Here is a 26,449-nt window from a genome sequence, read left to right as displayed (position 1 = left end):
TGGAATTAAAGAAAATCATTTGAATGAAAATGCTGAATTGAAATTTGAATTGGGATAATAGAAGGAAAACAAAATGACAGAAATTAAACGACCGGATCCTGACGAGCTTTTAAGTCAGATAAAGGAAGAAGAAAGTAAGCAGGATCAAAATAAGGGGTACCTGAAGATTTTCCTTGGATACGTGGCGGGTGTTGGTAAAACTTACAGAATGTTAAGTGAGGCACGTGTTCTGAATGAAAATAAAAAAGATGTGGTTGTGGGAATAGCTGAAACCCACGGTAGAAAGGAAACTCAGGATCTCCTTAAAGGTCTGGAGGTGATACCACAAAGAAAAATCAAATATAAAGAAATTTTATTAGAAGAATTTGATATTGACGCTGTTTTAAAAAGAAAACCAGATTATGTTATGGTCGATGAACTGGCACACACAAATGTGCCAGGTTCACGCCATTTAAAACGTTACAATGATGTTGAAGAACTTTTAAGTCAGGGTATAACAGTATACACAACATTGAATATACAGCACATAGAAAGCGTGAATGACATAATTAAGCAAATAACTGGTGTGCAGGTTAAAGAAACAGTTCCTGATAGAATTATTCAAATGACAGATAAAATAGAGCTTGTGGACCTACCTACAGGAGAATTAATTGAAAGATTAAAGGAAGGGAAAGTTTACATACCTGAAAAAGCTAAACAAGCAATGGAAAGATTCTTTAGAGAAAGAAATCTGGTTGCGTTACGTGAACTTGCTCTGCGTTACACTACAACACACATTGACTATGATATGGATTATTTTTTAAAACAGGAAAAAATCATTGGACCGTGGGATGCCAGTAACCGGATAATGGTATGTATCAGTTCCAATTCATCCTCTGAAAAACTTATACGAGTAGCACATCGGTTTTCAGACCTTTTTAATGTAGAATATTTTGCAGTATATGTTGATCCGTCCTATAAATTTAATATGAAATCTGAAGAAGTCATTCAACTCGATAAAAACCTTAAACTTGCTGAAGAATTGGATGCTAATCTTTTTCGTCTGGCAGGTAACAAAATATCCGATGAGATCGTCTCATTTGCAAAATCCAAAAATATAACCCTTATTATAATGGGACATTCCAGGAGGTCCCGCTTTCAGAAAATCTTTGAAGGTTCTGTAATCAATAAGGTAATCCAAAAAAGTCAAGCACAAGTTTTAATCCTGGAAAATGAAAATAAAGAGTTTATAAAAACTAAAAATGTAAAAAAACCATATTTTAGTTTAAAAAAGGAATTAAAACCATATACAGTGAGTATTTTAAGCATAGGACTTACATCCTTAATTTGTTTTGTTATAAGGCCATATATCGAGGCAATAAATATACCTATGATATTTATAATACCTGTTGTGATTTCTGGTTTGGTATCTGGAAGGAAGGCAGGAATATTATCATCTGTACTTGCGGTAGGAGTTTTTGACTTTTTATTTGTACAGCCCTATTACTCGTTCAGTGTTTCAGATGTTCGTTTTGTCCCAACATTTCTCGTATTATTAATAGTGGGAATAATTACCAGTTTCCTTGCAGATGTAGTCAAAAAACAGGTTGAGAACACAAGGCAGCGGGAACAATTTATAGCTTCTTTATATGATTTCAGTAAGGACCTATTGATATCACAAAGTTTGCGTGACATTTTGGGGAGAAGTACGCAGTATATATCTGAATTATTTAATTATGATGTTATAATTTTGATGCAGGATGATCAAAAACGTTTGAATATTGTGTCTCGTTTTGGGGATCATGTAAGTTTTGATGATAATGAGTGTGGTGTTTCTAACTGGGTTTTTGAACATCAAAAATCTGCTGGAAGAACTACTGAAACTTTATCATCTTCAAAATGGTATCACATTCCATTAAAAGTTCCCAGTGGAATACTCGGTGTGTTGGCAATTGCAACAGATGAATCAATAGATAACGAGAAAAAACATTTAATTGAATCATTTGCCAGCATAGTATCTCTTACGATGTCCAATTCCATTAAAGAATGATTAATTTTCCTTTAAATTTTTCAAGATCGTCTTTTCAGCGATATTTACATTTTTTGGAAATTATAATATAAAATCTAACAAAATTCGTTTTCATAAACTTCTTCAAATTCTTCTCTCAAACTCATCATAATTTTTTCCTGTGTACGCTTATCATTTGCCCATTTAATATCTGGATAATGGAGTTTTAATTGGATTTTTACACTTGAATCATGATTATACTTTAAATTCCATGTAATTGGTATTTCAGGGTATGCTGAACTATGATATTCACTCATAAATTCTTTTAATTCTCCAATTTTTATTTCTGTTAACTTATTGTCATCAACAAATTTTATGTGAAAAATTGTTGAAGATGGTATTTCATTGCTGCTTGGATTTTTTAATGTACCTAAATATTTTAACATTTCATTACCCCAACTGAATCATTCCATTTGTTACCTTCCGATTTTTATAATATTAATCATGATCTGGAAAGTAATGCGTCAATGGGTCTATTATACTTTAAATTTGTTCAATAATCACATATCATATGTATCATAAATTTTATTTTATAACATATGAACATTTGTTATATTTTTATCTTTTTAACTAAACAAAGATGAGAGAAATAAATAATTTATTGATTAATTCTAACTAATTTTTCTAATTGACAAATTTTTGAAATTGTATGATGTAAGTGAATGATGAAATTTAACTGTAATTGAAGGTATCTTAGAACTGGGTGAAGGTATCAACTGGGGACAAAAAAAATTACTGATTCCTCATACTTGTTGATGGCGCATCAAATTATAGAAATATCCGTGCCATTTATCCATTATATTTAACTACATTGTAGACAAAATGGAAGTTATGAATTTTAATAATAAGAAAATTTTGATTCTGGTAGTTTGTATAGCGATAGTAGTTGCAGTGCCATTTTTCTTTCATTTAAAACATGGGATATCTCCTAATGATACTGAAGCATTGATATTGCCTGTTGAGCACGTTGAGGGCCAACAAAACTCTATTCAATCTGTTGATAAACAGGATACTATTTTAAATGATTATTTTAATTCACTTTATCAGTCTCAAAGGTCAGATATTGAAAATAGATATAAACAGGGAAGCATATCCCAAAAAGAGATGAATAAAGAATTGATTGCAGTTGAAAATAACAATAACGTCACCGTAAGAACTTTAGATAAACTGGCAGAAATTAAAACACAGTTTGTAACGGGTAACATAACAAAAGAAGACTTTTTAACAGAAATAACTTCACTCAAAGACATAAATTCCGATTTAAAAACAGAAATACATGCGGTTTTAAATGGATATTAGTAAATTATTAATTCAGTTATCTAATTTTTAATCAGTAAATTTACTCTTTTGAAATTAAATCCTTTAAATATTGCCTTTTTTTTAGCTTGAAACGTTTACTCCATGGATAAGTTTTGTAATCAAAAAAAATATAGTTAATAAAAGATAATTATTTATTAGGATTAAAAAAAAGGGGTGAAAAAATTGGACGAAAAAACTAACGGCATGTTATTGATAATATTGGCTATTGTCCTTGCAATATTGATTCTGGCATTGCCGACTTTTATATACTATATATACTGGATAGTAGTGGTTTTATTATTAGTATATGGTGTCTATCTCTTCCGCAGCTAGTCTTAACCCATTCTTGCTAATATTCCAATTATGAAGCTCTTTAACAGAATCCATATACTGTAAATTTTATACATAAATTAATCACTCTAATTAATCTAAATACTCTCGTTTACTTGATTCAAATCATTTACTACCCAAATTTTATTTACATGGAATTAACCTAAAAACACTAACTTATTAAATCATAGTTAACTTTATACTGAATAAATATAAACAGTATATAAGGATGTTTGTAAATTAGTAATACAATATCAGTTTTTAATTGTTTAGAGTGATGTTATTTGCAACAATTTTAAAACAATTTTTAATAAAACATATTGTGTATCTCTCGATTTGAGATTGTATCATGAATCATGGATATTTTCTTAGATCCTGCTCAAACAACCACCCTATGAGGAAGATAATTGAATATTGGACATGAACTAACAAGTATTGCATTTCAGGCTTATGTTTGTTTTAATCCTCAATTTATCTAGTAATTTTAAATTATCTTTAAATTTAACTCAAATAATCCATAAAAAATATTATAGAATGAATAGGAGAAAAAGTTAAAATGGTGTCTGTAGACTTTTATAAAAAATTAATGGAAATATCAAAGGTAATAGAAGAAAAAGGTGAAGGAATCAGTTATATTCATAATGAACCTGATACTTACACAATTGGAACGAAAAGTTATAGTGAAGAAATAGCCAAATATTTAGATGAAACTGTAGGGACATGGGAAGGCAGCGAAGCTCATGTAACTGAAAAGAAAGGTAAAAATAAACAGGAAAAAGGAAAGAAATTGGGCTATCTCTGGAAAATACCAGTAACCGAATAGTTAATGGATAATAATTTCTAAAAGAGAAATTATTCATCTCTTTAATATTTTAAACATTACTCATCTATTTTTTTACATTTTTTGTAAACTTATTTATTAATTTACTTAAATAATATTAAAAAAAGCTTTCATGAAATTATTTTAACATGGTATGTTTTTTAACGATTTCATCTGCCAATACATCTATTTTTTTAAAATCCTCCTCTTTTGGGAATCCCTTAATGATAACAGGCTCAAGGATTTCCGCCTTTAAATTCGTTAACATCCCTGTAATCTGATCCAGCATTCTTCCACCCCACCCATAGGAACCTATTACCGATATAAACTTCAATTTAGGTCTCAGGGCATTTGCAAGGTAAGTGGCATAAACCACATTTGGATGAGGTCCAATTAGAACCGTGGGAGAAGCTATAACCATTGTAGGTGCATCTACAAGTGCTAAGGCCACGTCACCTATGTCTGTTACGGCTAAATTTAATGGTTTTACTGATATTCCTTTATCGATCAGAGCATCTGCCAGGTGCTCTACCATTTTTTTGGTACTGCCATGCATTGATGTGTAGGGTATTATCACTTCATTTTTAGTATCGTCAGATATCCACTCTTTGTAAGCGTCTAAAATAAATTCAGGGTTGTTATAAAGTGGCCCGTGGCTTGGGGCGATAATTTCAATTTGAATATCCTTCAATTTTTCCAGATTTTTCTGGATGTTGATTCTAAAGGGCATCATTATCTCGGCATAATATTTTTTTGCTGCTGTGTAAACCGCTGCTTCATCAGTTACAAAAATATCGCTTGTTGCAAAGTGAGAACCGAAAAAATCGCAGGAAAATAGTATTTTATCCTCCTTTAGATAGGTTGCCATGGTCTCAGGCCAGTGAACCCATGGGGTGTATATAAATTCAAGAGTTTTATCCCCTAAAGATAAGGTTTCCCTGTCGTTTACAGTTAAAAACTTTTCTTCAGGAATTAAAAGAAATTCCTTCAGCAATTCTTTGCATTTTGAGTTGGTCACAATCTGGGCATCAGGATAGGATTCAAGGATTTTGGGAATTGATCCAGAGTGATCCTGTTCTGCATGGTTAACAATCACATAATCAAGGGTAACGTCTAATTTTTGAAGATTAGCTGTAAGTTCATGAGTTTTAGAGGGATCAACTGTATCTATGAGTGCTGTTTTATCAACACCCCTTACTAAAAATGAGTTGTAACTCGTTCCATCCGGAATCTTAATGAGTTCATCAAATAACCTTCTATCCCAATCTACAGCACCAACAGAATACACATCATGCTTTAACATTTTATAAGCCATGAAAATTCCTCCCATTAATTTTGTACTTTACAAATTCATCCCAACTTGTGGTTTCATAAAATCCTCCCCATTCTTGTAGTTTTATGTACCTACGCCCATTTTTTGTTCATTTGCATATCCTTCTATTATCCAAGCTCTGTGATTTAAATCAGCAAAAATCCATTGGGAACTAGACTGGTGGCCAGCATTACCATGTTGATCTCCCTGTGTTCTGTCCAGTTGCAGGTTTCTCTGTTTTTACTATCCATCCAGAACCTTTCGATGGTTTTTCCAATTGGCACATACTCCCTGATGGCTTCAACCTGTTGTCGCAGAGGATTTTTGAACAAATCAGGATTCTCTTCGATCCATTCCCTCAACTTTTCAACACCCTTCAACCCGATGGAAATCCCCAGTTCACGAAAGGCCAGACGATAGTCTGCAGGTAACCTCAAAGTATTGTCTCTCACAAATGATCCCATACCAATCATGGCGGATTCCATCACGACTTCCAGAAGATTTCCGTAGGCGAAACCATCCCTCATCAACTGTGCAATTCTTAAGGCATCCGAGAGGAGCCCTCCAATACCAAGAGGATCATTAGTTGCCCAGCTTTTTCCCTGGCAGATATTGGCCATATCTGCAATCTCAGCACTGAGATCTGAGCGTGAATATTGTTCTGAATTTTTTGTACTCATCTGTAGCTCGCTGTAGGTGATGAAACCGTCGAGAGGATCATGCTGACCCATGGAAGGAACTAAAGGATAGGTAAGATCTATACTCATCTTCCAGTACATTCGTTTACGGCCGCCTGAGGGGGGAACGTATGTAAATCCGGTATGAGCAGCTTTTGCAAGTTCTACGGCCCATTTTATATAATTCGGATCACCTGTGACCCGGCTCACCTGATTTAGTGCATGCATCCACTTTATTAGGTAATGATAATACTGTCCGTCCTGATCCCATTCCAAACGCTCACTGGGAGGTTCATCGGGTCTGCGTTCGTTTAATTTCTTCCCTATACGCAGACCACCTTTTGTTGGATGACGCTCACCTTTTTCATCGTCTAGGCCACTGATCCAACCATTCCGTGTGTCATCATCACGATGTCGGCCGAGTGTATGATGCACCTGGTCAACAAGACGTAGAGCGAGGTCACGGTAAACATCATCATTGGTGAGGCGGAAAAGTTCGAGGTAGTTACAGACTGCAAACGCATCTGTCCACAGGTAACGCTTTGGATGGTCACTAACTGGTTCCAGTCCAGTAAGCTGGGCAAAGTCCACCATAGTTTCCTGAACAAACTCAAGAGTTGTGTTTGGTTCCATTTTTCCTCCGATGTAAACATCATACGGAAAATATAAAATAAAATTTTTAAAAATAAAGAAGATTTAGCTATTTCTATTTCATTTCCATGTGTGGTTCAAGTATCGCGAAGATATTGCCTTCAGTGTCCTGGAACGATGCCATGTCACCCACACCAGGAACAGTCATTTTGGGACTTAACATTTTCCCGCCTTCCATTTCAATTTTCTTGGCATATTCCTCAAATGAATCCACATTTATTGTGTTTTTGACAATATCCCCCATATCCTTTGTCATTATAGCCCCATTTATCCCGGGTTCATCTTCTTCTCCTGTTGTTATAAGCCAATAATCGAATGGACCTTCCCATTTCTCAATTTTCCACCCAAAGACATCTTTATAAAATTTTGCAGCTCTTTCAGGTTCTTCTGCAGGTATTTCAAAATGTATCACTCTGGACATGTTTAACAACCCCTATTTTTATTCTGGAGGTATCTATGATCTTTATGGCACATATTTTTTTAGATAGGTCATACAAATTCAGTATCTAATCAACTCAGAAAATTCAAGAGAATATTTTAAATGATGTTTATTCCTAGAATTTTATACCCTCATGCTCTAGCAGGCTGTATACTTTGACTTTTATAAAATCAATAATCATAAAGGTCACGAGTGTGTATCCCCATATAAGAATGGCTAAATTCCAACCCATTGCAGGTAAGAGAAATCCATAAACTGTTATGAGAGTGGCAATAAATTGGGTTCCAACTATGGCTAAAAATAAAGGCAAAGCTGGTTTAATAGACCAGAAATGGCCTCTGGTACGAGCCATAAAAACCATAAGATGGCCCGATACTGATAGTTTTAGATACATAAAAGATTGAAGTACAGCATGACTTAATTGTAGTACATCAAGTCCAATATAAAATATAAAAAAAGATTCAATAACTCCTAAAAATCCTAAAAAAGTTGCTATACTTAATATAATTCTTAAATTCCATTTTTCAGGTTTATCTGAATATACAACATTGTCGTAGGCTATGGTGAGTATTGGCGCATCATTTAAAAGCGCTAAAAGAACTATCATAAGTGCAGTTACAGGATAAAAATTAAATATAAGAATAGAGAAGGTTATGAAGAATAAAACTCTAATAGTCTCAGCTATTCTGTAAATGGAATAATTGGTCATTCGCTGGAAGATTTTACGACTCTGTTTTATGGAATCAATTATTACTAAAAGACCAGGTTTAGTTAGAACTATTGTTGCTGCTGATTTAGCTGCATCAGTGGATCCGGAAACTGCGATTCCAACATCTGCTTTTTTAAGTGCAGGAGCATCGTTAACCCCATCGCCTGTCATACCCACAATATGTCCATTTTCTTGAAGCAATTCTACAATATGATATTTATGTTCTGGAAAAACCTGGGCAAAACCATCTGCATCTTCAATTATATGTTTTGCATTTCTATCTGGTTTATCAATGAATTCGGAAGGTAACGCGATGTTAGTGCCTAGATCAACTTCTCGTGAAATTTCTTTAGCAATAGCAATATGATCACCTGTGACCATTTTATCACCTGTGACCATTTTAACATCTACACCCAGAGATTGAGCTGTTCTGATTGTTTCTGCAGAATCTTCTCTAGGAGGATCATAAAGTGCTATAACTCCTACATAATGCCATTTACCATTTGCATCGGTTTTTGAAACGCCAAGTGATCTGTAACCCTTTTTAGCCAATTCTTTTACTGTTTTATCAACTTTTTCAGCACTTTCATCAGTTAGTGCCTGTATAACCTGAGGTGCTCCTTTAGCTACTTTGAATCTTCCACCATCATTATCTTCAACTGAAGCTTCAGTACGCTTTATAATCGGGTCAAATGGTTTAAATTTTGATATGTTAAATTTATCTGTTAACTTTCCCATTTCTTTCTGTGTTCGGGATATTATAGCATCATCTATGGGGTCTTTACTTTCTTCCTGGGAAGCCAGACTAGTGTATAAAAGTAACTTGCTATTATCAAATCCTGGAAATGATTTTAATCCAGCAACTGTTAATTCATTTTTTGTTATTGTACCTGTTTTATCAGAGCAAAGAACATCTACTCCGGCCATTTCTTCAATGGAAACTAGTTTACTAACTATGATATCTTTTTTAGCTAATGCTATAGCGCCTACAGCCATGGTTACCGAAAGCACAGCTGGTAATGCTACGGGTATAGAAGCAACCACCAGAACCAGAGCAAATTGTAAAGTGGAAAGAAAACTCTCATGACGGAACAAAGCCACAATAAAAATGACTGCCACCAGCATAGCAGACATAACAATCAAATAATCCCCAATTTTTATAACTGCCTTCTTTAAATGACTTTTTGTTTTGGATTCCTCTACCAATTTGGCTGTTTTACCGAAATATGTGTTCATACCCGTGCTGACTACAAGAGCATCCATTTCCCCCTGATTGACAACAGAACCAGAATAAGCCAGATCTCCTGATTTCTTTTCTATGGGTAAAGATTCTCCAGTTAAAGCAGATTCATCTATTGACAGATATTCACCTTTTATTAGCTTTAGATCAGCAGGTACAATGTCTCCTAAACGTGCATGTACAATATCTCCAGGCACAAGTTCCTTTGCTGATATAGTTTCCCATTTTTTATCACGCAAAACACGTGCATTAACAGCCAATTTCTCTTTCAAAAGTTCAACTGCATTAGCGGCTTTGTATTCCTGCCAAAAGCCCACAACTGCGTTTAAAAGAAGAAGCAGGGTAATAATTTCTAAATCAGCCCAATGACCAATTATTAAGGATATAATAATGGCTACCTCTATCATCCCGGGAATTGGACCCCAAAAATAGCTTAAAAATTTAACAATAGAACTAACTTTTCTTTCGGTGATCTCGTTAAATCCAAAAGTTTCAAGCCGTTTTTTTGCATCTGATGAAGCTAATCCTTGTTTACTTGATGATAATTTTTCAAATAAGATTTTTATGGAATTTTTTTTGGCTTCTTCAGTTTCTATGGGGGCAATATTCATCATTATCCCCTTCTTAACCATTTTTTTGTTTTACATAGAAAAGACGTATTGACATGAAAATCTAAAAAACATCAATTTGCTTCAATAACTGTAAAAAATTAAGGATTTTTAAATCATTTACACACTTATGTTTATAATTTTTATATTATTAATGAATATTAATTTTATAGAAAAAATCTGTGAAATTAAACTTGATTATTAAGAGTTATTTCCATTTTTGAACTACAAACTAAAGTTAAACATAACAAACTATTACATAAAATAAAGATCGACCTATTAATTTTTTAAAATCAGTATTAATTAACATTATTTTAAAATAAGTTTATAGATGTAAATTAATTTAAATTTAAGGAATTATACTCAATAAAATACATTTTTATCTGTTTTTAGTTATTGACCAATAAAATGAGGAGTTTATTACAATTTAAAATTTTGAGAAGGGTTTAGTGAAACAATATTTGCTAAAATATTAATTAATCTTCCAAGTTTAGGCATAATTACTCAAGAAATTATTTTATACAGTTTTTAAGTCATATTACTACCTATATTTTCAGTATTCTGGTCAACTGATTGTTTATAGTTCCTGATAAGAGAATATTTTTATATGATGACGAACAACATTGAAACTTTGATTCATTTTATTATAACAAAAGTTTACTATAACAAAGATTAACCATTTAAATTGTGAGGATGGAATTAATGATAAAAGGCGCAAGAGAAATCTTTAAAAATGATATTAAAGCTATTAAAAGTAGCCCTGTAGTTTTATTTGTTTTAATAGTGATTATATGTATACCTGCACTTTATGCATTGCTTAATATTCAGGCAACATGGGATCCCTATGCTCAAACTTCAAGTATTAAAATTGCCGTAGTTAATGAAGATTTAGGTTCTAATTCTAATGGAACCGACTATAATATGGGAAATATGTTTACTGATGAATTGAAAAATAATACAGACTTTAACTGGCAGTTTGTTGATAAACAAACAGCTTTAGACGGGCTTCAACATGGAAAATATTATGCAGCCATAATAATTCCCAATAACTTTAGTTCAGATTTATTGTCTATTGAGACATCGGATCCCCATCAGGCCCATATGCAATATGTGGTCAATGATAAATTAAATCCTGTATCTCCAAGAATTACCAATGCAGGGGTAGATGCAATACAATCAAAAGTTAATGATGAGGTAGTTAAAACTGTTGATGGGCTCATATTTGGTAAGCTCAGTGATGCAGGAGAATTGGCTAAAGAAAATAAAGCACAATTTCTTAAGACAAAATCTCTTGTAAATGAATTAAATGGAAACTTAGGGGATATAGATTCATCGTTAACGCAGGCAAATTCTGATATGGCCACAGTAAATGATGTATGGTCAAAAGTTAGTGCAAATCTACCGCAAATAAAGAGCAATGCGGATTATGCTAAATCAGAGTATGATACATTATATGGTTACATTGGAAATGACCCAACAAAGGCTCTTTCCACAGTTCAGGATATGGAATTGAAAGTCAGTAACCTGATCACATCATTAAAGTACATGGATGCAATTTTAACAGCTTTATATAATGTAACGGGAGATCCACAGTTAAAAACAATTATCACTCAAGTTGAAGGCGATATAACCCAAGCAAACACTGCCCTTACTGTTTTAAAAGAGGTAGAATCAGATATCAAAAACAACAATACAACAGGCAGACTATCTGAATTAAAAACTTCAATTGATCAAATGGACAGTGCTGTTGATACTTTATATAACAATCAAGGAGAAATAAGCCAAGCAATTAATGCAGCATCGGCAAAATTGGATTTGGCTAACTCACAGTGGCCAACATTTAAAAACGCAATTCAAACAGCTGCAGCTAAACTCAACTCAGTAAATGAAGGAGATCTGGATAAATTAATTTCACTTTCTGATGTGGATCAAAATGGAGTAAATAATTACTTTGAAAGTCCTCTTGATCTGGAGAAGGAACATATGTACCCAGTAAAAACTTATGGATCTGCTCTTGCTCCATTTTATATAGCCATATCCCTATGGATAGGGGGTATTATATCAGTTGCCATGTTAACCATGAGGGTGAAATCAAGGAAAAAATATCATAGCGCAAGTGTTTATCTGGGAAGAATGGGAATATTTTTAATAATAAGTATATTCCAGGCATTGGTAATTATAGTGGGAGTACTATGGTTGCATGTTCAGATCTCCTCTCCACTGCTGTTCGCATTAGTCACGGTGTATATCAGCATGTGCTCTATGTTGATCGTATATTCCATGACATCTGCAATTGGAAATGCTGGAAAAGCCCTTGCAATTATAGTACTGGTATTACAGATCACAGGAACAGCAGGAATTTTCCCATTAGAACTTTTACCATCTTTCTTCCAGGCCATACATCCATATTTACCATTGACATATGCTGTTGGTGCGCTTCGTGAGGTAGTTGCCGGAGTTTTATGGAGCAATTTCTGGTACAATATGGAACTTTTAACTGTATTCCCTGCCGTGACATTTGTTTTAACTTTTGTGATCAAAGAAAAAATGGATAAACGTGCACAGTGGATGGAAGAAAAGTTAGAGGAGAGTGGGTTGTTTTAAAAATTAGGATGATCTGAAATAAAAGAAAATAAAGGGAATTTTACCCTTTAATTATCTTCTTTTTTTAAAATTAGATTTTTTGAATCAAATTATTTATAGAATCGTTTTTATTAAAACATTTGATTGCACTTTTAAGAGAAGGCTGTTATTTTAATTGTTCCTTTTGCTGAAACATCTAATATTCCAACGCTTTTTGCACCATTTGATAGTAAGGTGAGATTTCCTGTTGGATGAGTTGAGTTCACTGACACTGTTCTGAGGTCAATATTGTTATTTTCATAATTTGTTATATTTTGACCTTGTTTTGGAATGAAGTTCAATGTTATGAACTGGAAATAACTAGTAGAATTAGTTGTATTGGTTAAATTACTATATTCCACAGTAACACTCGTAGTTCCATTTGGTAATGGAATATAATTAAATGTTTCAGGATTTACTGTAGATGTTGTTAAATTAGATGTCCAAGTTGTTTTTGTTTGATTTCCTGAGCCAAATGCTCCACTAATTGCCCCAATTCCTAAAATTACCACTATAAGGGCTATAATAATAATTCCTAATTTTTTTCTATTCATACCTTTTTTTTATTCTTTTTTTATTATTCATATTTTTCCTTTTTTAGTTTCTTTATAAAACCAAATAAAACCTGTAAACATCAAAACACGCAGAGGTTGATAACTTTTTTGATGATCCGATGTTTAAATGAAAAGCTTTTAAACCAAGAAGACCTAACTAATTTTAAGTAGATCTTCATGAAAATGTATAAGACTAGATCTGGACAAACATCCCCCTATGAAAAGAGGAAGTTCAAGAATTTACAGGCCAAATATAGAAATTTGGATTGTTTAAAGTTCGTTCTAGTAAAACAAGATTGAAGCATGATTAAATTATTTAAAACAGAATATTATGGGCCGGTAGCACAGTCTGGCAGTGCGCAGGACTCTTAATCCTGTCATCGAGGGTTCAAATCCCTCTCGGCCCGTTTGTTTAAGATACTATTTTAGGATTGAATTTTTTAGAATTGATTTTCATGAACTTTTAGGATAGACTTTCATAGAACTAAAAATAAAAAAAATTAATTTTTTTATAGTGGTTCTAAAGTTCTGATAAGTCGTTCTGCAGCGATTTTTATTTCAGGGTCTTTTATTTTCCCACTTTTTGCTATTTTAAGTGCCATTTCAAGAATCTTTGGAACATCTTCTTTAGAAATGCTCTGTGCCATGTGTGTATAGTCCTTTTCAGGTTCATCTTCCATTTCAAACTTTTTTTCAGCCATTGTGTCCAGCATAATTTTACATTCCTTCATTACAGCTGGATCATCCTTCATTTCCTCACATTTAGCCATAAATTCTTTAGTTTTCTCATCATACATTTGAACACCATACTATTATTTGTTTTTCAAGGGAATTATAGTTAGTGAAAACATATAGTGTTACCATGAATATGTCACGTAGTTTTAATATAAATGTAAATAACAACATAATAATCTTCTTGGATGAGAGTCTAAATATTTATGAGCTAACTGTTATTTAGATGGATGAGAATGAGCCAATCTTTCTTTTATAATCTAGGGAAAGCTTAACTGAAACATTCACATTATAAAAACTAAATTTATTCAATTTCTAATAATTTCTTCTAATTTTTACATAATTTAATATATTTTTATTGTAATATTAGTTACAAGAAAGTTATTGAAGTGATAAATGTGGATGCTAAAGATGGTGATGGAAATAGGCAGGATCATGGTCCGAGTGAGAAAGAACTTTCTTCACAGATGAATAAAATATTCTCTCCTCGTAGAGGTGTTATAAGGATTATTGCTGGCTTTTTAGCCTTTTTATTATGGATTTTTATAGGTATTTCACCAACACTAATATTTACGTCAGGTATACAGGAGTTTATTGGTACATTCTCGTTTTTAGTTAGAAATCCAATTATATTTTTGTTAGTAGCATTTTTAAACATCTTTTTAGGTGCAGTTTTTTATGTTTTAGTTGGAATTTTATGGTGGGCTGGATTTCATTTTATCTGGTCGATAAGATGGTTCTATGGTTATTTTAAATATCGTAAATTAGAACCCCAGGATATAATTAAGGGTATGAAACAATGAAAAGACACTTTCAAGTGATTTTTGAAGCATTATTATCTGTTTTGATAATAGTTGACCTATTACTCATGGGTTTGATGATTGCCGGATTTACAGTAGGTATAATGCCCAGTACAGTTTATAATATCAGCAATTACGATGTTGTAGTAGTTATATTGATATTAATTGATTTCATAGTTTTTAGAATTAGGAAGGATAAATTGAATGGAAATTGGCAATTTATTCGGGAGAATTGGGCTTATATTTTCTCTATAATTCCCTTAACCTTTATTTGTTTCAACATTTTCCAATTATTTGGTTTTATCGATGTTATATGGTTAATTGTGTTCTTAAGATTTTATGCCTTCTATAAAGTTTTGCGAATAACTGGAAGAGAAGTACGTAAATACCCTTCAAAAACAAAATTAGATTATGCCACGGTCATATTGTTATTAGTTCTTGTTATCGGTTCATTTTTATTCTTTATTGTTGAAAGAAGTGTTAATCCTGAAGTTCCAAACTATGAATCTGCAATGTGGTACGCTATCGTCTCAATGACCACCGTAGGATACGGAGATATTGTTCCAGTTACAGGAATTGGTAGAGTAGTAGGAACAATTCTAATTTTAACAGGTATGGGATATTTAAGTTTAGTTACTGCCACACTGGCCTATTCGTTCGTAGATCTCTTTAGAAAAGAAAGCCGAAAAGCAGCAGACAGAGTAGAAAAAAGGGTAATAAGCTATGAAGAAAAAATGGATGAACTCATACTCAAAGTAGATAAACTCGAAGAAAAAATAGACAAATTTGAATGAAATGTCCTTCTGAATATACGAAATAGATATAGTGGTAACCGATAGATATAAATATTGGATAACCGATAGTTAAGAAAATAAATTGAGGTTTCCAATACAATTATAGTTATGCAACAGCCTGTAAAACTTTTCCAGCCGCACCATCACAGCCATAAAACAAGATTTCTTATGATCATACTATTTTGAAAGTATATTATAAAAATTTATGAATCTTTACGGAAGATGTGAGAATGTAGTTGGTAATGTTGAACACTTTTGGGACCATGAATAGAAATAAATTGTTGATAAAAAGAAAAAGAAGGATTTTATGAACTGGAATTTTTCAGAAATATCAAAGTCTTTTTTAAAAGATGATAAAGGAAAGCTATTGGTAGAGGGCAATTTTGGCATGGAAAAAGAGTCTCAGAGGGTTACATCCTCCGGTGATCTTGCGTTGACGTTTCATCCTGCAGTATTTGGGGATAAAATCAAAAATCCGCGCATTACCACTGACTTTTCTGAAAGTCAAATTGAGATGATAACACCAACTTTTAAGTCGATTGAAGAAGTGTACGCAGAATTAGATACAATAAACATTGAGGTTGAGAATGGTATCGGTGATGAGCTACTTTGGCCGCTTAGTATGCCTCCAAGGCTTCCAGATGAAGATAATATCCCAATTGCAAGGTTTCCTGATTCTGAGGATGGAAAATATATGGAAACATATAGAAACGGGCTGGCACTGCGTTATGGCAAGAAAATGCAAATGATATCAGGAATCCACTATAATTTTTCTTTTAGCGAAGGAATGGTTGATTACTTATATAAACGATTTGGAAATGGAAATGATAAACGTTCATTTATTGATGAAATGCATTTTGCGCTTGCGAGAAACTTTCTACGCTATCGTTGGATGTTGATTTATCTTTTCGGTGCATCACCATACAGCCATCATACTTATTATTCAGTTATAAACAATGAAATTGAGATTATTCAAAAATGCTGCCAGTGCTGTGTAGATGTTATTGAAAATTTCAATAAATACGCAACATCCCTACGAGTAAGCAGATTTGGGTACTCAAATGCTCTTAAAAACAAGCATAGTATATACTTCAATAGTTTGGAGGAATATTCTGAAGAGCTCCGTAAGTTGATGGCAACCAAAAATACAGAATATTCCAAATTAGGCGTATACAAGAACGGTTCTCAAATACAACTGAATGGGAATATTTTGCAAAAAGAAAACGAATTTTACTCTTCAATTCGACTGAAACAGAATACAAATGAAGGGGAAACCCAACTGGATGCACTGGAAAAGCGAGGAGTAAAATATATAGAGGTAAGGATTTTGGATTTGAACCCCTTTGAAAAGGTGGGTTTAAGCATTGACGAGATGAATTTCCTTCAAGTTTTCATGCTTTTCTGTTTGTTTGAACAAAGTGACATCATCACTGAGGATGAACATGCGAGAATAAATTTAAATCACCATTTAGTGGCCCTCTATGGAAGAAAAGAGAATTTAATGCTCCAAAAATATAATAAAGGAACAATTGGGTTGAAATCATGGGGAAAGGAGATATTTGAAAGGCTCAAAAACGTAGCTGAGTTGATGGACAAAGGCACCGGAGATGATAAATATTGTAAGATCGTTGAAGAGGAGTACAAAAAGCTTTTTGATATATCATTGTTGCCGTCTGAAAGGATACACAGGGAAATGGAAGAGAACAATGAAAACTTTCTAGAATTCGGAACTAGATATGCGATAAATAATTCACAGAAAAATATTATCAGGAAGACTTGATTATGTCAATAAAAAGTTATGAAGGACTTGAACTTTCAACTCAAATTCTTATCCAAGAAGCATTAAACAGGGGTATTGAGGTTGATGTACTTGACAGGGATGATAATTTCATCCGTTTGAAAAAAGATAATAAATTTGAATATGTAAAGCAGGCTTCAAAAACTTCTGCCGACACATATGTAGCCCCATTAATCATGGAAAACAAAGAAGTAACAAAAATAGTTCTTAAAGAGCACGGCATTAATGTACCTAAGAGTATAACCGTAAATGATGTAAATGAAGCTGTAAAAAAATATTCCGACTTTGTGGGTAAGGATATTGTGATAAAGCCTAAATCCACTAATTTTGGACAGGGCATTTTAATACTGAAGGAGTTAAAATCACAGGAAGACTACAGGAGTGCAGTTACACAGGCATTAAAATATGATAGCTCCATTATGATTGAAGAGTTCATACAAGGCAAAGAGTACAGATTTTTAGTAATCGGTGATGAAGTGGTGGCAGTAATGCACCGAGTTCCAGCAAATGTTGTGGGAGATGGGGTGCACAGTATCAGAGAATTGGTTGATAAAAAGAATAAGAGCCCACTGAGAGGTAAGGGGCATGTGACTCCACTGGAAAAAATCAGTATAGGCATTGTTGAAAAGAATTATATTGCCTCTCAAAAAAAGGACATATTTTATGTTCCACAAAATGGTGAGATTGTATATCTCAGGGAAAATTCCAATATCAGTACAGGTGGTGACAGCATTGATTGTACAGATGAGATGTCAAAGCAGTACAAAATCATTGCTGTAAATTCCGCAAAGGCAGTAGGTGCAAAAATCTGTGGGGCGGATATGATCATACGGGATGTAAAAGCAAAACCAGATAAAAAAAATCATAGCATCATCGAACTGAATTTCAATCCAGTATTGTATGCACACAATTTCCCATTTAAAGGTCAAAACAGACATGTTGAGAAGAATGTACTTGATTTATTAGGATTCTAAGATTATACTCTCATTGAAACCATATTCAATTTCATCCACTCCAAAAACATACGTCTTGGACTATATTGCTCCCCAAATTAACGTTCACCCTATTTTCAATCCAGTTAATTTGAAACTAAATTTTTAATTACAATGCCCTTTTTAACGAGATTTTTCTTCTGTTTTCAATTCTCGAGGTTTTAAATCGGCTTTTGAATTTGTTTTAAGCGCTTCATGTTCATGTATAAATTTTTCTCCCCGAAGTGCGGATAATATGGCGGATACGGCACAAAATACTGCTCCGATATAAAATGATATTCTGAGTGATGGTAAAAACGCGTTTGCAAGGGTTGATGGGAACCATGTGGTCCCGGTAAGTGTGTTTAGAGTTGTTTTAGGTATGGCAGCCACGATAGCTGGCGGTAAAACCGATAGTATGGCATTAACTGGGTTGTATCCTAAAAAAGCTGAAAATAAAAATTAGTCAAACCAAAATTTATCACCATAAAATAACATAGTAATAGCAGAGGTGATATCATGTTATTTGTAGCAGAACACACCCATCCTGCCTCAGAATGCCCTATTTTAACGGCTGGTGGGAAGATATGATAAAAGAGTTTTTTTCAGATGAGCATATAAAAAGTGCAGGTATTGAACTTGTTGGAGCATATATGAGCTGTCCTAATGATGAAGGCGCAATTCATAAAGGGTATTTCATAATAGAATCACCAGACAAAGAAACCATAATAAAATTCTTTGGAACTATGGAATTATTGGAGCTCAGAGAAGTAAAACCTTTCAGTGAAATAGCAAAAACATTGTAAATCAACTCTTAATTTTTTTATCACAGAATTGACTGCTTTACTGCTTAAAGGGTTAAAGTACACATAATGTAATAATTAGACTGGTTACTGGTAACACTATAACCATAGAAAAAGAGTATTGGGCTTGGTTTAGGTGAGGAGGGGAGGAGGACCCCTCCAGCACAGGATTTACAAGCGAAGTGAAATGCTCAATCATATTATTTGTAATACAAGTTATATAAAAGTTATGTATGTTTTAGTTAGACCTAAAAAAAATAGTTGTATTTTTGTAAGATTTGAATAGGGAGGCAGAAATTCCCCAAAATCAGCCTCCTCCTGAATTGACAAGTTCAAAAATGGTCAATTATATTATTTGTAATATAAATTATATAAAATTTGTTATCCTCGAGATCCAATGATTAATTTTAAACCGTGATTTTCAATGCGGTTGCCCATGGAATAACTGCCCTGCCAGTATCCAAGATATGTATTCAACTAAATCAGTCCAAAGAATATTTAATCCATATTAACAAAATATGGAAAGATTTAGGTAGTATAAGTCAAATAATATAAATGGAGGTAAGAATATGCAAAAAATGGCGAGTGCATTGGTTTTGATAGTTTTGGGTTTGATAGTGATGGCATTCCCTTTGCTTGGACTAATTCCAATTAGCGTTCTAACTGGATTTATAGTTCTGATTTTGGGTATCGGTCTATTAATAGGCGGAATAATGGAAATAGGCGAAAGCATTGGTATGGGAATAGTGGAAATTATATTGGGAATAATTGCCCTGGTTCTAGGTATTGGATTCATCGTGAACCCCGGACTATTCAGCTGGTTAGCTGGTTTCCTAGTATGGATTGTAGGTCTATTCCTGGTTGTTGCCGGTATCATTGGCGTCTTATCTAAAGTTGGTGGAAATCGATGGAATGGTGTTGTCGCAATAATATTAGGTATAATCTACTTAATTGTTGGTAATCTCATAGCCGATCCAGTAATTTTGGGAATATTAATTGGACTATGGTTATTAATAAGTGGAATAATGATGCTTTTTGTAAAAGAGTGAAAAATTAACGTCCAATAAAATTATTAAACCCTTTTTAAATATTTTTTTTATTTTTAGATAACAGTCATATAATTTCTAACCCTGACCAATACTTAAAATAGTACAATTAAAAGACAATAAAACCATTAATAACCATTTTAAATCATCTAAAGTTAAAAAAGACTGAAATACAATTCAAGTGTTAAGACTTATCAAAAAAAGAAAAAAATAAGGGCTTAAGATTTGTTTCATGTCCAAACAAACCTTTAGATTTCTTTGGATTCTTCTAATTTAAGGCCCTGTTCATTCTTTATATTAACTTCATCTAAATCAAAATTAAACAGTTCAAATATTATTTTATTTAATCTAACACCTTTTTCAGTTAAAAAATACTCTGTCTCATAAGACATGTTCAATTGTAACATTATTTTGTTCTCTTTTCCATATCCTGCATATTTTATTGTTATCGCACAAATTATACAGTTTTAAAGGATAAGCCACTTACAAAGAAGTACAACAGCAATAGCAGCTGTAATTATTATTATAAAATTAGTTTGAACAGTTTTGTCTTTTATCTTAGAAATGTCTTTTATCTTAGAAATTTTGATAAAAAAGTAAAAAAATAATATAAAGGCAAGTAAGAATATACTGAGAGTTAAATGTCCTCCCCACTGTCCATTTATATTTCCATACATTGCATTTAAGATTAATTCTATAGACAGGCTTATTACGAATAAGATTATTGAAAAATAACCTATCAAAATTGTTTTTTTATAATCCTCAGGCAATTCTCTTATCATTTATTAAAACCCCTAATCTTATATTTAATATTCTTACTTGGATATATAAAAATATTAACATAAAACCATTATTTTCTATTATCATAAACTAGTTCTCTAAGCTCTCTCGTCAATTGAATATGTAAATAACAACAAAATAATCCTACTTAAAGGAGGTATAATATTTATGAGGTTAAGTGTTATTGAGAGGGATAGAAATGATACTTAAAAATGGGTAGTTACATTATATGGGACTGCTTACTTATGTTGATTCTACTTATCTTAGATTACTTTTTTTGGAAGTTTGAGAGTTTAACTTATAAAAAAATTCTCTTGAAAAAATGTTGTAATCCCCACTTTGTTATATCATATATCTGTCGCTTATGCTAGATATTTTAAGTTTTTAATTACTCCTTTACATTAGAACCCAGAAGAAAATGATTTAATTTTTTTTACTTCGTAATATTGGAGTATTGATAACTGTAATGTCGTTATATTTATAAAGTTTGCAACTAAATAGAATTATTATGAATGGTGAAGACGAAGAATTAATTGAAACATGGTTCTTGAAGAGGAATATAAGCACAGGAACTCAAAGAAGTTACCAAATAGCAATTCGATATTTTTCTGAACTTATCGGTAAGACACCATCTGAACTTATCAACGAAGCAGAAACAGAAGAAGATGCAGGCATTCGTCCACGAAAACGTAGAGTATCAATATATCTCCTTCGATACAAAAAACAACTCGAGGAAAAAGTAGCTCCTTCCACAGTCAACTTATATTTTTCAGCTATTAAATCATTTTATAAAGCCTTTGACATAACATTACCCGAAATAAAACTAAATAAAGGGGATATAGGACTTGAAAAGAATATTGGAAGGTCACTTACCAGAGAGGACATCCTTAAATTAGTTAGTGTTGCATCAACACGTGAAAAAGCTTTAATATATCTAATGGCCATGTCAGGGATGGGACAACAAGAGGCAAGGGATCTAACTATTAAAAAATTTTTAAGTTCAGCAGCAGCTGCTATCAATAAAGAATTAAAAACTGTTGATGATCTTTTTCAAAATGAAAATGAAGTCTTAAATGAAGTTTTAACCCTTGAAATAAGACGTAAAAAAGTTAATTACAAACATCACACATTCATACCTCCAGAGGTATCCCGAGAAATATTAACTTACCTCAAAGAACGATGTTATGGCAGAAATGAAAAGATTCGTATTAAAGATCAAAATGAACCAATTTTCGTCAATAATTACGGTGGAAGATTAAGCAGAGACAGTATAGTCACCAACTTTCGACATATCGGAAAACAAGCAGGTTTCCAAAAAGAAAAAGGAGCTTATGCATATTGGAGAAGCCACTCCCTACATAAATATTTCATAAACACTATTATCAACAAAATTGGTGAAAAAACCATAGCTGACTACATGGCAGGACACAAAATAAGTGATCAGGACCGCACATACTGGAGAGCCAACCCTGAAGACCTAAAAAAACATTATCTCAAAGCACTCCCTTATTTATCACTTGATAATGCTAAAGTAAAGGATGTTGAAACTAAGGAATTTAAGATAATCATGGAAGATTCAAAGAAAAAAGATAAAAAAATTGAAGACCTAGAGAAAACAGTGGAGTTATTAAAAGAAAAATTAGAATAAAGGAAAAATTATCAGCAAATGAGGAATTTCCAAACGATATTGAATAAATTGAAGAATAAAAATAAAATTTAATTGATGATTTTTAATAGGACAGTGCAAAGACCCATGGTTGACCCGTGATTGTACTCCCTGAAGAGGAAGTTTTTGCAAGTTGGCCTTCTGAAAGTCCTATCAATATTTAGTTTTAAATGTAATTCAATTAAAGTTGAGAATTGTAGTAGTCTATGAAATCTTTCTCGTAACGTTGAATGATTTCATCAATATTAATCTGTTTTTCCTCTAATTTTAAGTCAGAATAATGTATTTTAATATCTATTAAAGTTTCAGAGTCCTTTAACTTGTACTTCCAGCCGTAATCACCAATATCCCACATATTTCTCTCATAATCTGTTAATGTGTTTATTAAATTAGGTTCATCTATTAACTTTTTATCAATAAAATGCATCAAAAAAGCCGTATAAAATGGCCTTTCTTTACCTTTTGGTTCTTTCTCTGTACCTATATGTTCTAACATATTATCACCGTTTAAATTTATTTTTTCCTTAATAAATTATATTTTTGTATTAATAATTATTAAAATTTTTATTTTAATTAACCCAATTTCGGTATATTTATTTAAAATTATGTGAAGAGGATAGGTATATTAAATTGAACAATATAGTATAATTTATAATAAAAAATCATATATTATTGCATAATTTAAAAATATTAATATATTTTTGTAGTAGAAATCATTAAATTAATTGAAAATTATATAATAACATTGGTAGGAATTATCAATCAAAATTGAGGAATTGGTATAAACCTATGATTTCCACATAAACCCCTTAATTTTTTTAGTATTTATGGAAAGATAATTTAGGATTAGTTCCTCAGTTTTCCACCTATTAATTGAAAAAATGAAACAAGGAGTGGTTATAATGGGTGAAGAGCATATGAAAAAAGAAATGATTGAGAAAATGCATGGTGAGATGAAATATGGACATGTGTCCGATGAAATGAAGCAGAAAATGATAATGAAGAAAATGTTCATTAAAAAAATAATGGAACATCTTTCTGATGCAGATAAAAAGAAAATTTTAGTCAAAATGATTGATATGAAATTAGATATGGTAGAACATAAAGCTGAAATAATGAGAGAGAAGAAAAAACTCGTGGCCGAAAAGTTAGATATGAAAGCATCAATGATAGATCAGAAAATTGAACTGCTTAAAATGGTCAGTGCTATGCTAAAAGACTAAATTTTTTGAGTAATATAAATAGAATTGGGTATCAATTAGAAAAAATGTTAGTATTGAAATCAAGAAGTTGTAAGTATAATCCACAACTTCTAAACTTTTTATTTTTCTAAACCTTGAATTACATACTCAAAATAGACAGTTAACATGTACTGAGTTTGTCGATTTCTAATGAGATAAATAGAATTAAAAGGTTTAATATAATTATCTTAAAAAATAAGGTAAACATCATTTAAAGAATCAAAATTGAAGAAGATGATTATTAAGCCTTTCAATGAATTCATCACGTGTTTTTTCAATAATTGAGTCTTTATCATATTCATTTATTGTAAACTTGGTTATGAACTCAATTTTTAAAACAAGATTAGTTCCGTCATCGGTTTTTTCAAATCCTGAGAAAGATACTTTATACCTTTGTTCATGTCTATTTTGTCCTATGAACTCGTTTGAGATATCTGTTTCGATACGTTCCTCAAGGTCTTTAAGTTTCAAATCCTCAATTTTAGGTGTTACAACAAAATATAGAAATTCTCCACCCGCTAAAGGTTTAATTTTAGCCATTTTTTCCCTTTTTAAATATTTTAATTCATATTCTGCCATATTAAACCTCCATACTTATTATTTCTACTTTAAAACATTACTATTAGTATATTTTGTGTTATTTGGCATAAGTACTTACTCATATTACTCATACATCTTTTAATATACTAAAATATAACCCGCACCCTTGCTTGAAGGAAGGTAAATGTAAAATGGAGTGGAGTTTTAATTCAAATAGATAAAATAGAGGACTTCTACAAATTTAACAGGGTTATAAAAATAGTATTTGATTGTTTTGCTCTATTACTAGTTCCCTGAAGAAATGGAAACTAAGGATAAGATGCTGAAAAGTATAATCCGTGATTTACAAAAAAGTGAATTTCTAACTTGTTTTTCTAGCTTCTAAAATAATTTTTTTAGCTTTTAAGGCGGTTTCAGAATTAGGATCTAATTTTAAAACTTTATCAAAGCATTCTAAAGCTTCTTGATACTTTTTAAGTTGTGCCAATGCAAGCCCTTTGTTATTCCATGCATCAACATAGTTTGGATACGATTTTAGAGCTTTATTAAAAGATTTCAATGCTTCTTGATACTTTTCAAGTTTTTTTAAGCTTATACCTTTATTATACCATGTTTCACTATTATTTGGATCTAATTCTAGTGATTTATCATATGATTTTATTGCTTCCTGATACTTACCAATGTCTTCAAAGGCAAGTCCTTTGTTATTCCATGCTTCAGCATTCTTTGGATCTAGTTCCAGAACTTTATCAAAATAATCAAGTGCCTCCTGAGCTTTTCCAAGAAGTCCATAGGTAACCCCTTTATTATCCAAAGCTCTAACATTCTTTGGATCTATTTTTAGGACTTTATCAAAACATTCTATTGCTTCTTTATACTTTCCTGATTTTCCCAAATTAATACCCTTATTATTCCATGCTTTAACATTATTTCTGAATTTATCAAAAAATCCCATTTCTAACACCACATCCTTTCAAAAGAAGCGTAAACTCATGAAACCACCATTAGATTAATTATAACTTGTTATTATTTCATATATAAATCTATTATAAGAATAAATAAAAAATTGTATAATATGATTATAATATAAATATAGATTGAAAATATTTTAGTTTTAGAGATATTAGCAATAATGAATTAGTAAAGAATTAAATTATGGGAGTTGAGCAAAATATGGCAAAAGAAATAAACCAAGTAGTAGTGGGCATAACTCGAGAGGGTGATATAATTGTTAAAAGTGCAAGAGGCAAAATGTATTCTGTTAAAAAATCTGCAAGTGTAAAATTTAGTTGTGAGGATTTATTCCAGGATGTAGAAAAAGATTTATTCGCCACTATTGATACTGAAGCTCAACCTTGGGAATGTATCTCTATAAAATTAGAGCAATGATTCATAGAAATAAATTATCATAAAATGCCGCGAGATAATAAATCTATTTTTTTCTTTTTTTTGATGTGATACTCTTTTCTACAATATGATGAACAATATATCTGCACTCCGCTTGTTGTTTCAAACTTTTGTCCACAGTTCTTGCAGATTCTTGTTTTAAAGTTTTTTTGCATGACTATACTTAAAAAAAAAAGAAATATTTTCTATTTAATAATTTTAGCATTGAAACAACGTTGTTATAGATCTACACTTCATGCTTTTAAAACTTAGTAAATGTTACATATTCCATCATAATATTACTCCAATTGCTGTATATAGAGGTGGAATGAACGTTAATTTTATATAGTGTGAAGTTGAACCTTACTTATTAAGCGAACGAACGTTAGTTCAAATTCGGTGTATATCATGAAAAACAAAAAAAACCAGAAAAAACTCTAAACCAACCAAAAGAAAAATAATCAATGATCCTTGACTTATTTCCTGAAAAAATGGTTTCGAAGATTTAACCACTGTTTTTATCGTGAAATAGCTTGATAAATAGGTATAAAAGAAAATCAAATAAAAATTATCACTATTCAAAG

26 protein-coding genes and 1 tRNA gene are annotated in these 26,449 nt (G+C 32.0%); 14 read left to right on the top strand and 13 right to left on the bottom strand.

The window, feature by feature from the left end; translation table 11 throughout:
* Positions 1-73 precede the first annotated feature (73 nt).
* Positions 74-2,029 (top strand): DUF4118 domain-containing protein, encoded by a 1,956-nt coding sequence (locus tag MSWAN_RS05615; RefSeq protein WP_013825645.1) that lies wholly within the window; start codon positions 74-76, stop codon positions 2,027-2,029.
* 74 nt (positions 2,030-2,103) lie between these two features.
* Here the strand turns inward: MSWAN_RS05615 and MSWAN_RS05610 are convergent, their stop codons facing one another.
* A complete protein-coding gene (locus tag MSWAN_RS05610; protein WP_013825644.1) occupies positions 2,104-2,433 on the bottom strand; it encodes a hypothetical protein in 330 nt (109 codons plus the stop codon).
* 436 nt (positions 2,434-2,869) lie between these two features.
* Between MSWAN_RS05610 and MSWAN_RS05605 the strand changes: the two genes are divergently transcribed.
* Both MSWAN_RS05605 and MSWAN_RS05600 read left to right on the top strand, forming a co-directional pair.
* On the top strand, positions 2,870-3,346 hold the full coding sequence (locus MSWAN_RS05605; protein WP_013825643.1) for a hypothetical protein: 477 nt from the start codon (positions 2,870-2,872) through the stop codon (positions 3,344-3,346).
* An 886-nt stretch (positions 3,347-4,232) separates the two neighbouring features.
* Positions 4,233-4,499, top strand: coding sequence for a hypothetical protein (locus MSWAN_RS05600; protein WP_013825642.1), 267 nt, complete (start codon positions 4,233-4,235; stop codon positions 4,497-4,499).
* Between the two features lie 136 nt (positions 4,500-4,635).
* Here MSWAN_RS05600 and MSWAN_RS05595 read toward each other — a convergent pair whose 3' ends face one another.
* From MSWAN_RS05595 to MSWAN_RS05580, 4 genes are all read right to left on the bottom strand, one after another.
* A complete protein-coding gene (locus MSWAN_RS05595) occupies positions 4,636-5,811 on the bottom strand; it encodes an FprA family A-type flavoprotein (RefSeq protein ID WP_013825641.1) in 1,176 nt (391 codons plus the stop codon).
* Between the two features lie 143 nt (positions 5,812-5,954).
* Positions 5,955-6,713: a hypothetical protein gene (locus tag MSWAN_RS05590; RefSeq protein ID WP_227717002.1), complete on the bottom strand. Its 759-nt coding sequence runs from the start codon at positions 6,711-6,713 to the stop codon at positions 5,955-5,957.
* A gap of 478 nt (positions 6,714-7,191) precedes the next feature.
* Positions 7,192-7,557 (bottom strand): VOC family protein, encoded by a 366-nt coding sequence (locus tag MSWAN_RS05585; protein WP_013825639.1) that lies wholly within the window; start codon positions 7,555-7,557, stop codon positions 7,192-7,194.
* A 133-nt stretch (positions 7,558-7,690) separates the two neighbouring features.
* A complete protein-coding gene (locus tag MSWAN_RS05580) occupies positions 7,691-10,135 on the bottom strand; it encodes a plasma-membrane proton-efflux P-type ATPase (protein ID WP_048187944.1) in 2,445 nt (814 codons plus the stop codon).
* A 690-nt stretch (positions 10,136-10,825) separates the two neighbouring features.
* Here MSWAN_RS05580 and MSWAN_RS05575 point away from each other — a divergent pair.
* Positions 10,826-12,736, top strand: a complete 1,911-nt coding sequence (locus tag MSWAN_RS05575) for a YhgE/Pip domain-containing protein (protein WP_320406971.1) — start codon at positions 10,826-10,828, stop codon at positions 12,734-12,736.
* Between the two features lie 131 nt (positions 12,737-12,867).
* Here the strand turns inward: MSWAN_RS05575 and MSWAN_RS05570 are convergent, their stop codons facing one another.
* Entirely contained in the window at positions 12,868-13,308 is a 441-nt protein-coding gene (locus MSWAN_RS05570) for a hypothetical protein (protein WP_013825636.1), read from the bottom strand.
* A 333-nt stretch (positions 13,309-13,641) separates the two neighbouring features.
* Between MSWAN_RS05570 and MSWAN_RS05565 the strand changes: the two genes are divergently transcribed.
* A tRNA-Lys gene (locus tag MSWAN_RS05565) sits at positions 13,642-13,715 on the top strand.
* Between the two features lie 102 nt (positions 13,716-13,817).
* On the opposite strand, the gene MSWAN_RS05560 is transcribed toward MSWAN_RS05565, so the two are convergent.
* Complete coding sequence (locus MSWAN_RS05560; RefSeq protein ID WP_013825635.1) at positions 13,818-14,105, bottom strand: hypothetical protein; 288 nt, start codon at positions 14,103-14,105, stop codon at positions 13,818-13,820.
* A gap of 333 nt (positions 14,106-14,438) precedes the next feature.
* Here MSWAN_RS05560 and MSWAN_RS05555 point away from each other — a divergent pair, with 333 nt between their 5' ends.
* From MSWAN_RS05555 to gshAB, 4 genes are all read left to right on the top strand, one after another.
* Positions 14,439-14,843, top strand: coding sequence for a hypothetical protein (locus tag MSWAN_RS05555; protein WP_052296846.1), 405 nt, complete (start codon positions 14,439-14,441; stop codon positions 14,841-14,843).
* Positions 14,840-15,634, top strand: coding sequence for a potassium channel family protein (locus MSWAN_RS05550; protein ID WP_013825633.1), 795 nt, complete (start codon positions 14,840-14,842; stop codon positions 15,632-15,634). The genes MSWAN_RS05555 and MSWAN_RS05550 overlap by 4 nt, the downstream gene beginning before the upstream one ends.
* A gap of 307 nt (positions 15,635-15,941) precedes the next feature.
* Complete coding sequence (gene gshA, locus MSWAN_RS05545; protein WP_013825632.1) at positions 15,942-17,414, top strand: glutamate--cysteine ligase; 1,473 nt, start codon at positions 15,942-15,944, stop codon at positions 17,412-17,414.
* Positions 17,415-17,416: 2 nt separating this feature from the next.
* The gene (gshAB, locus tag MSWAN_RS05540) at positions 17,417-18,406 is read left to right on the top strand and encodes a bifunctional glutamate--cysteine ligase GshA/glutathione synthetase GshB (protein ID WP_013825631.1); all 990 of its coding nucleotides are present in this window, start codon (positions 17,417-17,419) and stop codon (positions 18,404-18,406) included.
* A gap of 141 nt (positions 18,407-18,547) precedes the next feature.
* Here the strand turns inward: gshAB and MSWAN_RS12450 are convergent, their stop codons facing one another.
* The gene (locus MSWAN_RS12450; protein ID WP_193770647.1) at positions 18,548-18,796 is read right to left on the bottom strand and encodes a hypothetical protein; all 249 of its coding nucleotides are present in this window, start codon (positions 18,794-18,796) and stop codon (positions 18,548-18,550) included.
* Positions 18,797-18,990: 194 nt separating this feature from the next.
* Between MSWAN_RS12450 and MSWAN_RS05535 the strand changes: the two genes are divergently transcribed.
* On the top strand, positions 18,991-19,209 hold the full coding sequence (locus MSWAN_RS05535; protein ID WP_013825630.1) for a hypothetical protein: 219 nt from the start codon (positions 18,991-18,993) through the stop codon (positions 19,207-19,209).
* A gap of 566 nt (positions 19,210-19,775) precedes the next feature.
* A complete protein-coding gene (locus tag MSWAN_RS05530) occupies positions 19,776-20,255 on the top strand; it encodes a DUF308 domain-containing protein (protein ID WP_013825629.1) in 480 nt (159 codons plus the stop codon).
* Between the two features lie 245 nt (positions 20,256-20,500).
* Here MSWAN_RS05530 and MSWAN_RS12745 read toward each other — a convergent pair whose 3' ends face one another.
* Together MSWAN_RS12745 and MSWAN_RS05520 are read right to left on the bottom strand one after the other, a co-directional pair.
* Positions 20,501-20,659 (bottom strand): hypothetical protein, encoded by a 159-nt coding sequence (locus tag MSWAN_RS12745; RefSeq protein ID WP_013825628.1) that lies wholly within the window; start codon positions 20,657-20,659, stop codon positions 20,501-20,503.
* Positions 20,660-20,719: 60 nt separating this feature from the next.
* A complete protein-coding gene (locus MSWAN_RS05520) occupies positions 20,720-21,034 on the bottom strand; it encodes a hypothetical protein (protein ID WP_013825627.1) in 315 nt (104 codons plus the stop codon).
* A 506-nt stretch (positions 21,035-21,540) separates the two neighbouring features.
* Between MSWAN_RS05520 and MSWAN_RS05515 the strand changes: the two genes are divergently transcribed.
* Positions 21,541-22,680, top strand: a complete 1,140-nt coding sequence (locus MSWAN_RS05515) for a tyrosine-type recombinase/integrase (RefSeq protein WP_013825626.1) — start codon at positions 21,541-21,543, stop codon at positions 22,678-22,680.
* Between the two features lie 199 nt (positions 22,681-22,879).
* On the opposite strand, the gene MSWAN_RS05510 is transcribed toward MSWAN_RS05515, so the two are convergent.
* On the bottom strand, positions 22,880-23,194 hold the full coding sequence (locus MSWAN_RS05510) for a hypothetical protein (RefSeq protein WP_013825625.1): 315 nt from the start codon (positions 23,192-23,194) through the stop codon (positions 22,880-22,882).
* A gap of 421 nt (positions 23,195-23,615) precedes the next feature.
* Here MSWAN_RS05510 and MSWAN_RS05505 point away from each other — a divergent pair, with 421 nt between their 5' ends.
* Complete coding sequence (locus MSWAN_RS05505; RefSeq protein WP_227717001.1) at positions 23,616-23,921, top strand: hypothetical protein; 306 nt, start codon at positions 23,616-23,618, stop codon at positions 23,919-23,921.
* A 237-nt stretch (positions 23,922-24,158) separates the two neighbouring features.
* Here MSWAN_RS05505 and MSWAN_RS05500 read toward each other — a convergent pair whose 3' ends face one another.
* Positions 24,159-24,518, bottom strand: coding sequence for a hypothetical protein (locus tag MSWAN_RS05500; RefSeq protein WP_013825623.1), 360 nt, complete (start codon positions 24,516-24,518; stop codon positions 24,159-24,161).
* 322 nt (positions 24,519-24,840) lie between these two features.
* Positions 24,841-25,434, bottom strand: a complete 594-nt coding sequence (locus MSWAN_RS05495) for a tetratricopeptide repeat protein (RefSeq protein WP_013825622.1) — start codon at positions 25,432-25,434, stop codon at positions 24,841-24,843.
* A 218-nt stretch (positions 25,435-25,652) separates the two neighbouring features.
* Here MSWAN_RS05495 and MSWAN_RS05490 point away from each other — a divergent pair, with 218 nt between their 5' ends.
* A complete protein-coding gene (locus tag MSWAN_RS05490; RefSeq protein WP_013825621.1) occupies positions 25,653-25,868 on the top strand; it encodes a hypothetical protein in 216 nt (71 codons plus the stop codon).
* The last annotated feature ends 581 nt before the right edge of the window (positions 25,869-26,449 follow it).

The sequence above is a fragment of the Methanobacterium paludis genome, assembly GCF_000214725.1.
GTDB classification, from domain to species: Archaea; Methanobacteriota; Methanobacteria; order Methanobacteriales; family Methanobacteriaceae; genus Methanobacterium_C; species Methanobacterium_C paludis.
The sequence above is the reverse complement of the archived record's forward strand: the minus strand, read 5'-3'. Positions and strand labels throughout refer to the sequence as shown.

Excerpts from the sequence above, each read along its gene's own strand:
- MSWAN_RS05560 (WP_013825635.1), bottom strand. The coding sequence starts at position 14,105 with ATGTATGATGAGAAAACTAAAGAATTTATGGCTAAATGTGAGGAAATG.
- MSWAN_RS05595 (WP_013825641.1), bottom strand. The coding sequence starts at position 5,811 with ATGGCTTATAAAATGTTAAAGCATGATGTGTATTCTGTTGGTGCTGTA.
- MSWAN_RS05530 (WP_013825629.1), top strand. The coding sequence starts at position 19,776 with ATGCAAAAAATGGCGAGTGCATTGGTTTTGATAGTTTTGGGTTTGATA.
- MSWAN_RS05615 (WP_013825645.1), top strand. The coding sequence starts at position 74 with ATGACAGAAATTAAACGACCGGATCCTGACGAGCTTTTAAGTCAGATA.
- MSWAN_RS05495 (WP_013825622.1), bottom strand. The coding sequence starts at position 25,434 with ATGGGATTTTTTGATAAATTCAGAAATAATGTTAAAGCATGGAATAAT.
- MSWAN_RS05535 (WP_013825630.1), top strand. The coding sequence starts at position 18,991 with ATGATAAAAGAGTTTTTTTCAGATGAGCATATAAAAAGTGCAGGTATT.
- MSWAN_RS05600 (WP_013825642.1), top strand. The coding sequence starts at position 4,233 with ATGGTGTCTGTAGACTTTTATAAAAAATTAATGGAAATATCAAAGGTA.
- MSWAN_RS05520 (WP_013825627.1), bottom strand. The coding sequence starts at position 21,034 with ATGATAAGAGAATTGCCTGAGGATTATAAAAAAACAATTTTGATAGGT.
- MSWAN_RS05580 (WP_048187944.1), bottom strand. The coding sequence starts at position 10,135 with ATGAATATTGCCCCCATAGAAACTGAAGAAGCCAAAAAAAATTCCATA.
- gshA (WP_013825632.1), top strand. The coding sequence starts at position 15,942 with ATGAACTGGAATTTTTCAGAAATATCAAAGTCTTTTTTAAAAGATGAT.
- MSWAN_RS05610 (WP_013825644.1), bottom strand. The coding sequence starts at position 2,433 with ATGTTAAAATATTTAGGTACATTAAAAAATCCAAGCAGCAATGAAATA.
- MSWAN_RS05490 (WP_013825621.1), top strand. The coding sequence starts at position 25,653 with ATGGCAAAAGAAATAAACCAAGTAGTAGTGGGCATAACTCGAGAGGGT.
- MSWAN_RS05550 (WP_013825633.1), top strand. The coding sequence starts at position 14,840 with ATGAAAAGACACTTTCAAGTGATTTTTGAAGCATTATTATCTGTTTTG.
- MSWAN_RS05500 (WP_013825623.1), bottom strand. The coding sequence starts at position 24,518 with ATGGCAGAATATGAATTAAAATATTTAAAAAGGGAAAAAATGGCTAAA.
- MSWAN_RS12745 (WP_013825628.1), bottom strand. The coding sequence starts at position 20,659 with ATGTTACAATTGAACATGTCTTATGAGACAGAGTATTTTTTAACTGAA.
- MSWAN_RS05510 (WP_013825625.1), bottom strand. The coding sequence starts at position 23,194 with ATGTTAGAACATATAGGTACAGAGAAAGAACCAAAAGGTAAAGAAAGG.
- MSWAN_RS05570 (WP_013825636.1), bottom strand. The coding sequence starts at position 13,308 with ATGAATAGAAAAAAATTAGGAATTATTATTATAGCCCTTATAGTGGTA.
- gshAB (WP_013825631.1), top strand. The coding sequence starts at position 17,417 with ATGTCAATAAAAAGTTATGAAGGACTTGAACTTTCAACTCAAATTCTT.
- MSWAN_RS05575 (WP_320406971.1), top strand. The coding sequence starts at position 10,826 with ATGGAATTAATGATAAAAGGCGCAAGAGAAATCTTTAAAAATGATATT.
- MSWAN_RS05605 (WP_013825643.1), top strand. The coding sequence starts at position 2,870 with ATGGAAGTTATGAATTTTAATAATAAGAAAATTTTGATTCTGGTAGTT.
- MSWAN_RS05515 (WP_013825626.1), top strand. The coding sequence starts at position 21,541 with ATGAATGGTGAAGACGAAGAATTAATTGAAACATGGTTCTTGAAGAGG.
- MSWAN_RS05505 (WP_227717001.1), top strand. The coding sequence starts at position 23,616 with ATGAAAAAAGAAATGATTGAGAAAATGCATGGTGAGATGAAATATGGA.
- MSWAN_RS05590 (WP_227717002.1), bottom strand. The coding sequence starts at position 6,713 with ATGCATGCACTAAATCAGGTGAGCCGGGTCACAGGTGATCCGAATTAT.
- MSWAN_RS05585 (WP_013825639.1), bottom strand. The coding sequence starts at position 7,557 with ATGTCCAGAGTGATACATTTTGAAATACCTGCAGAAGAACCTGAAAGA.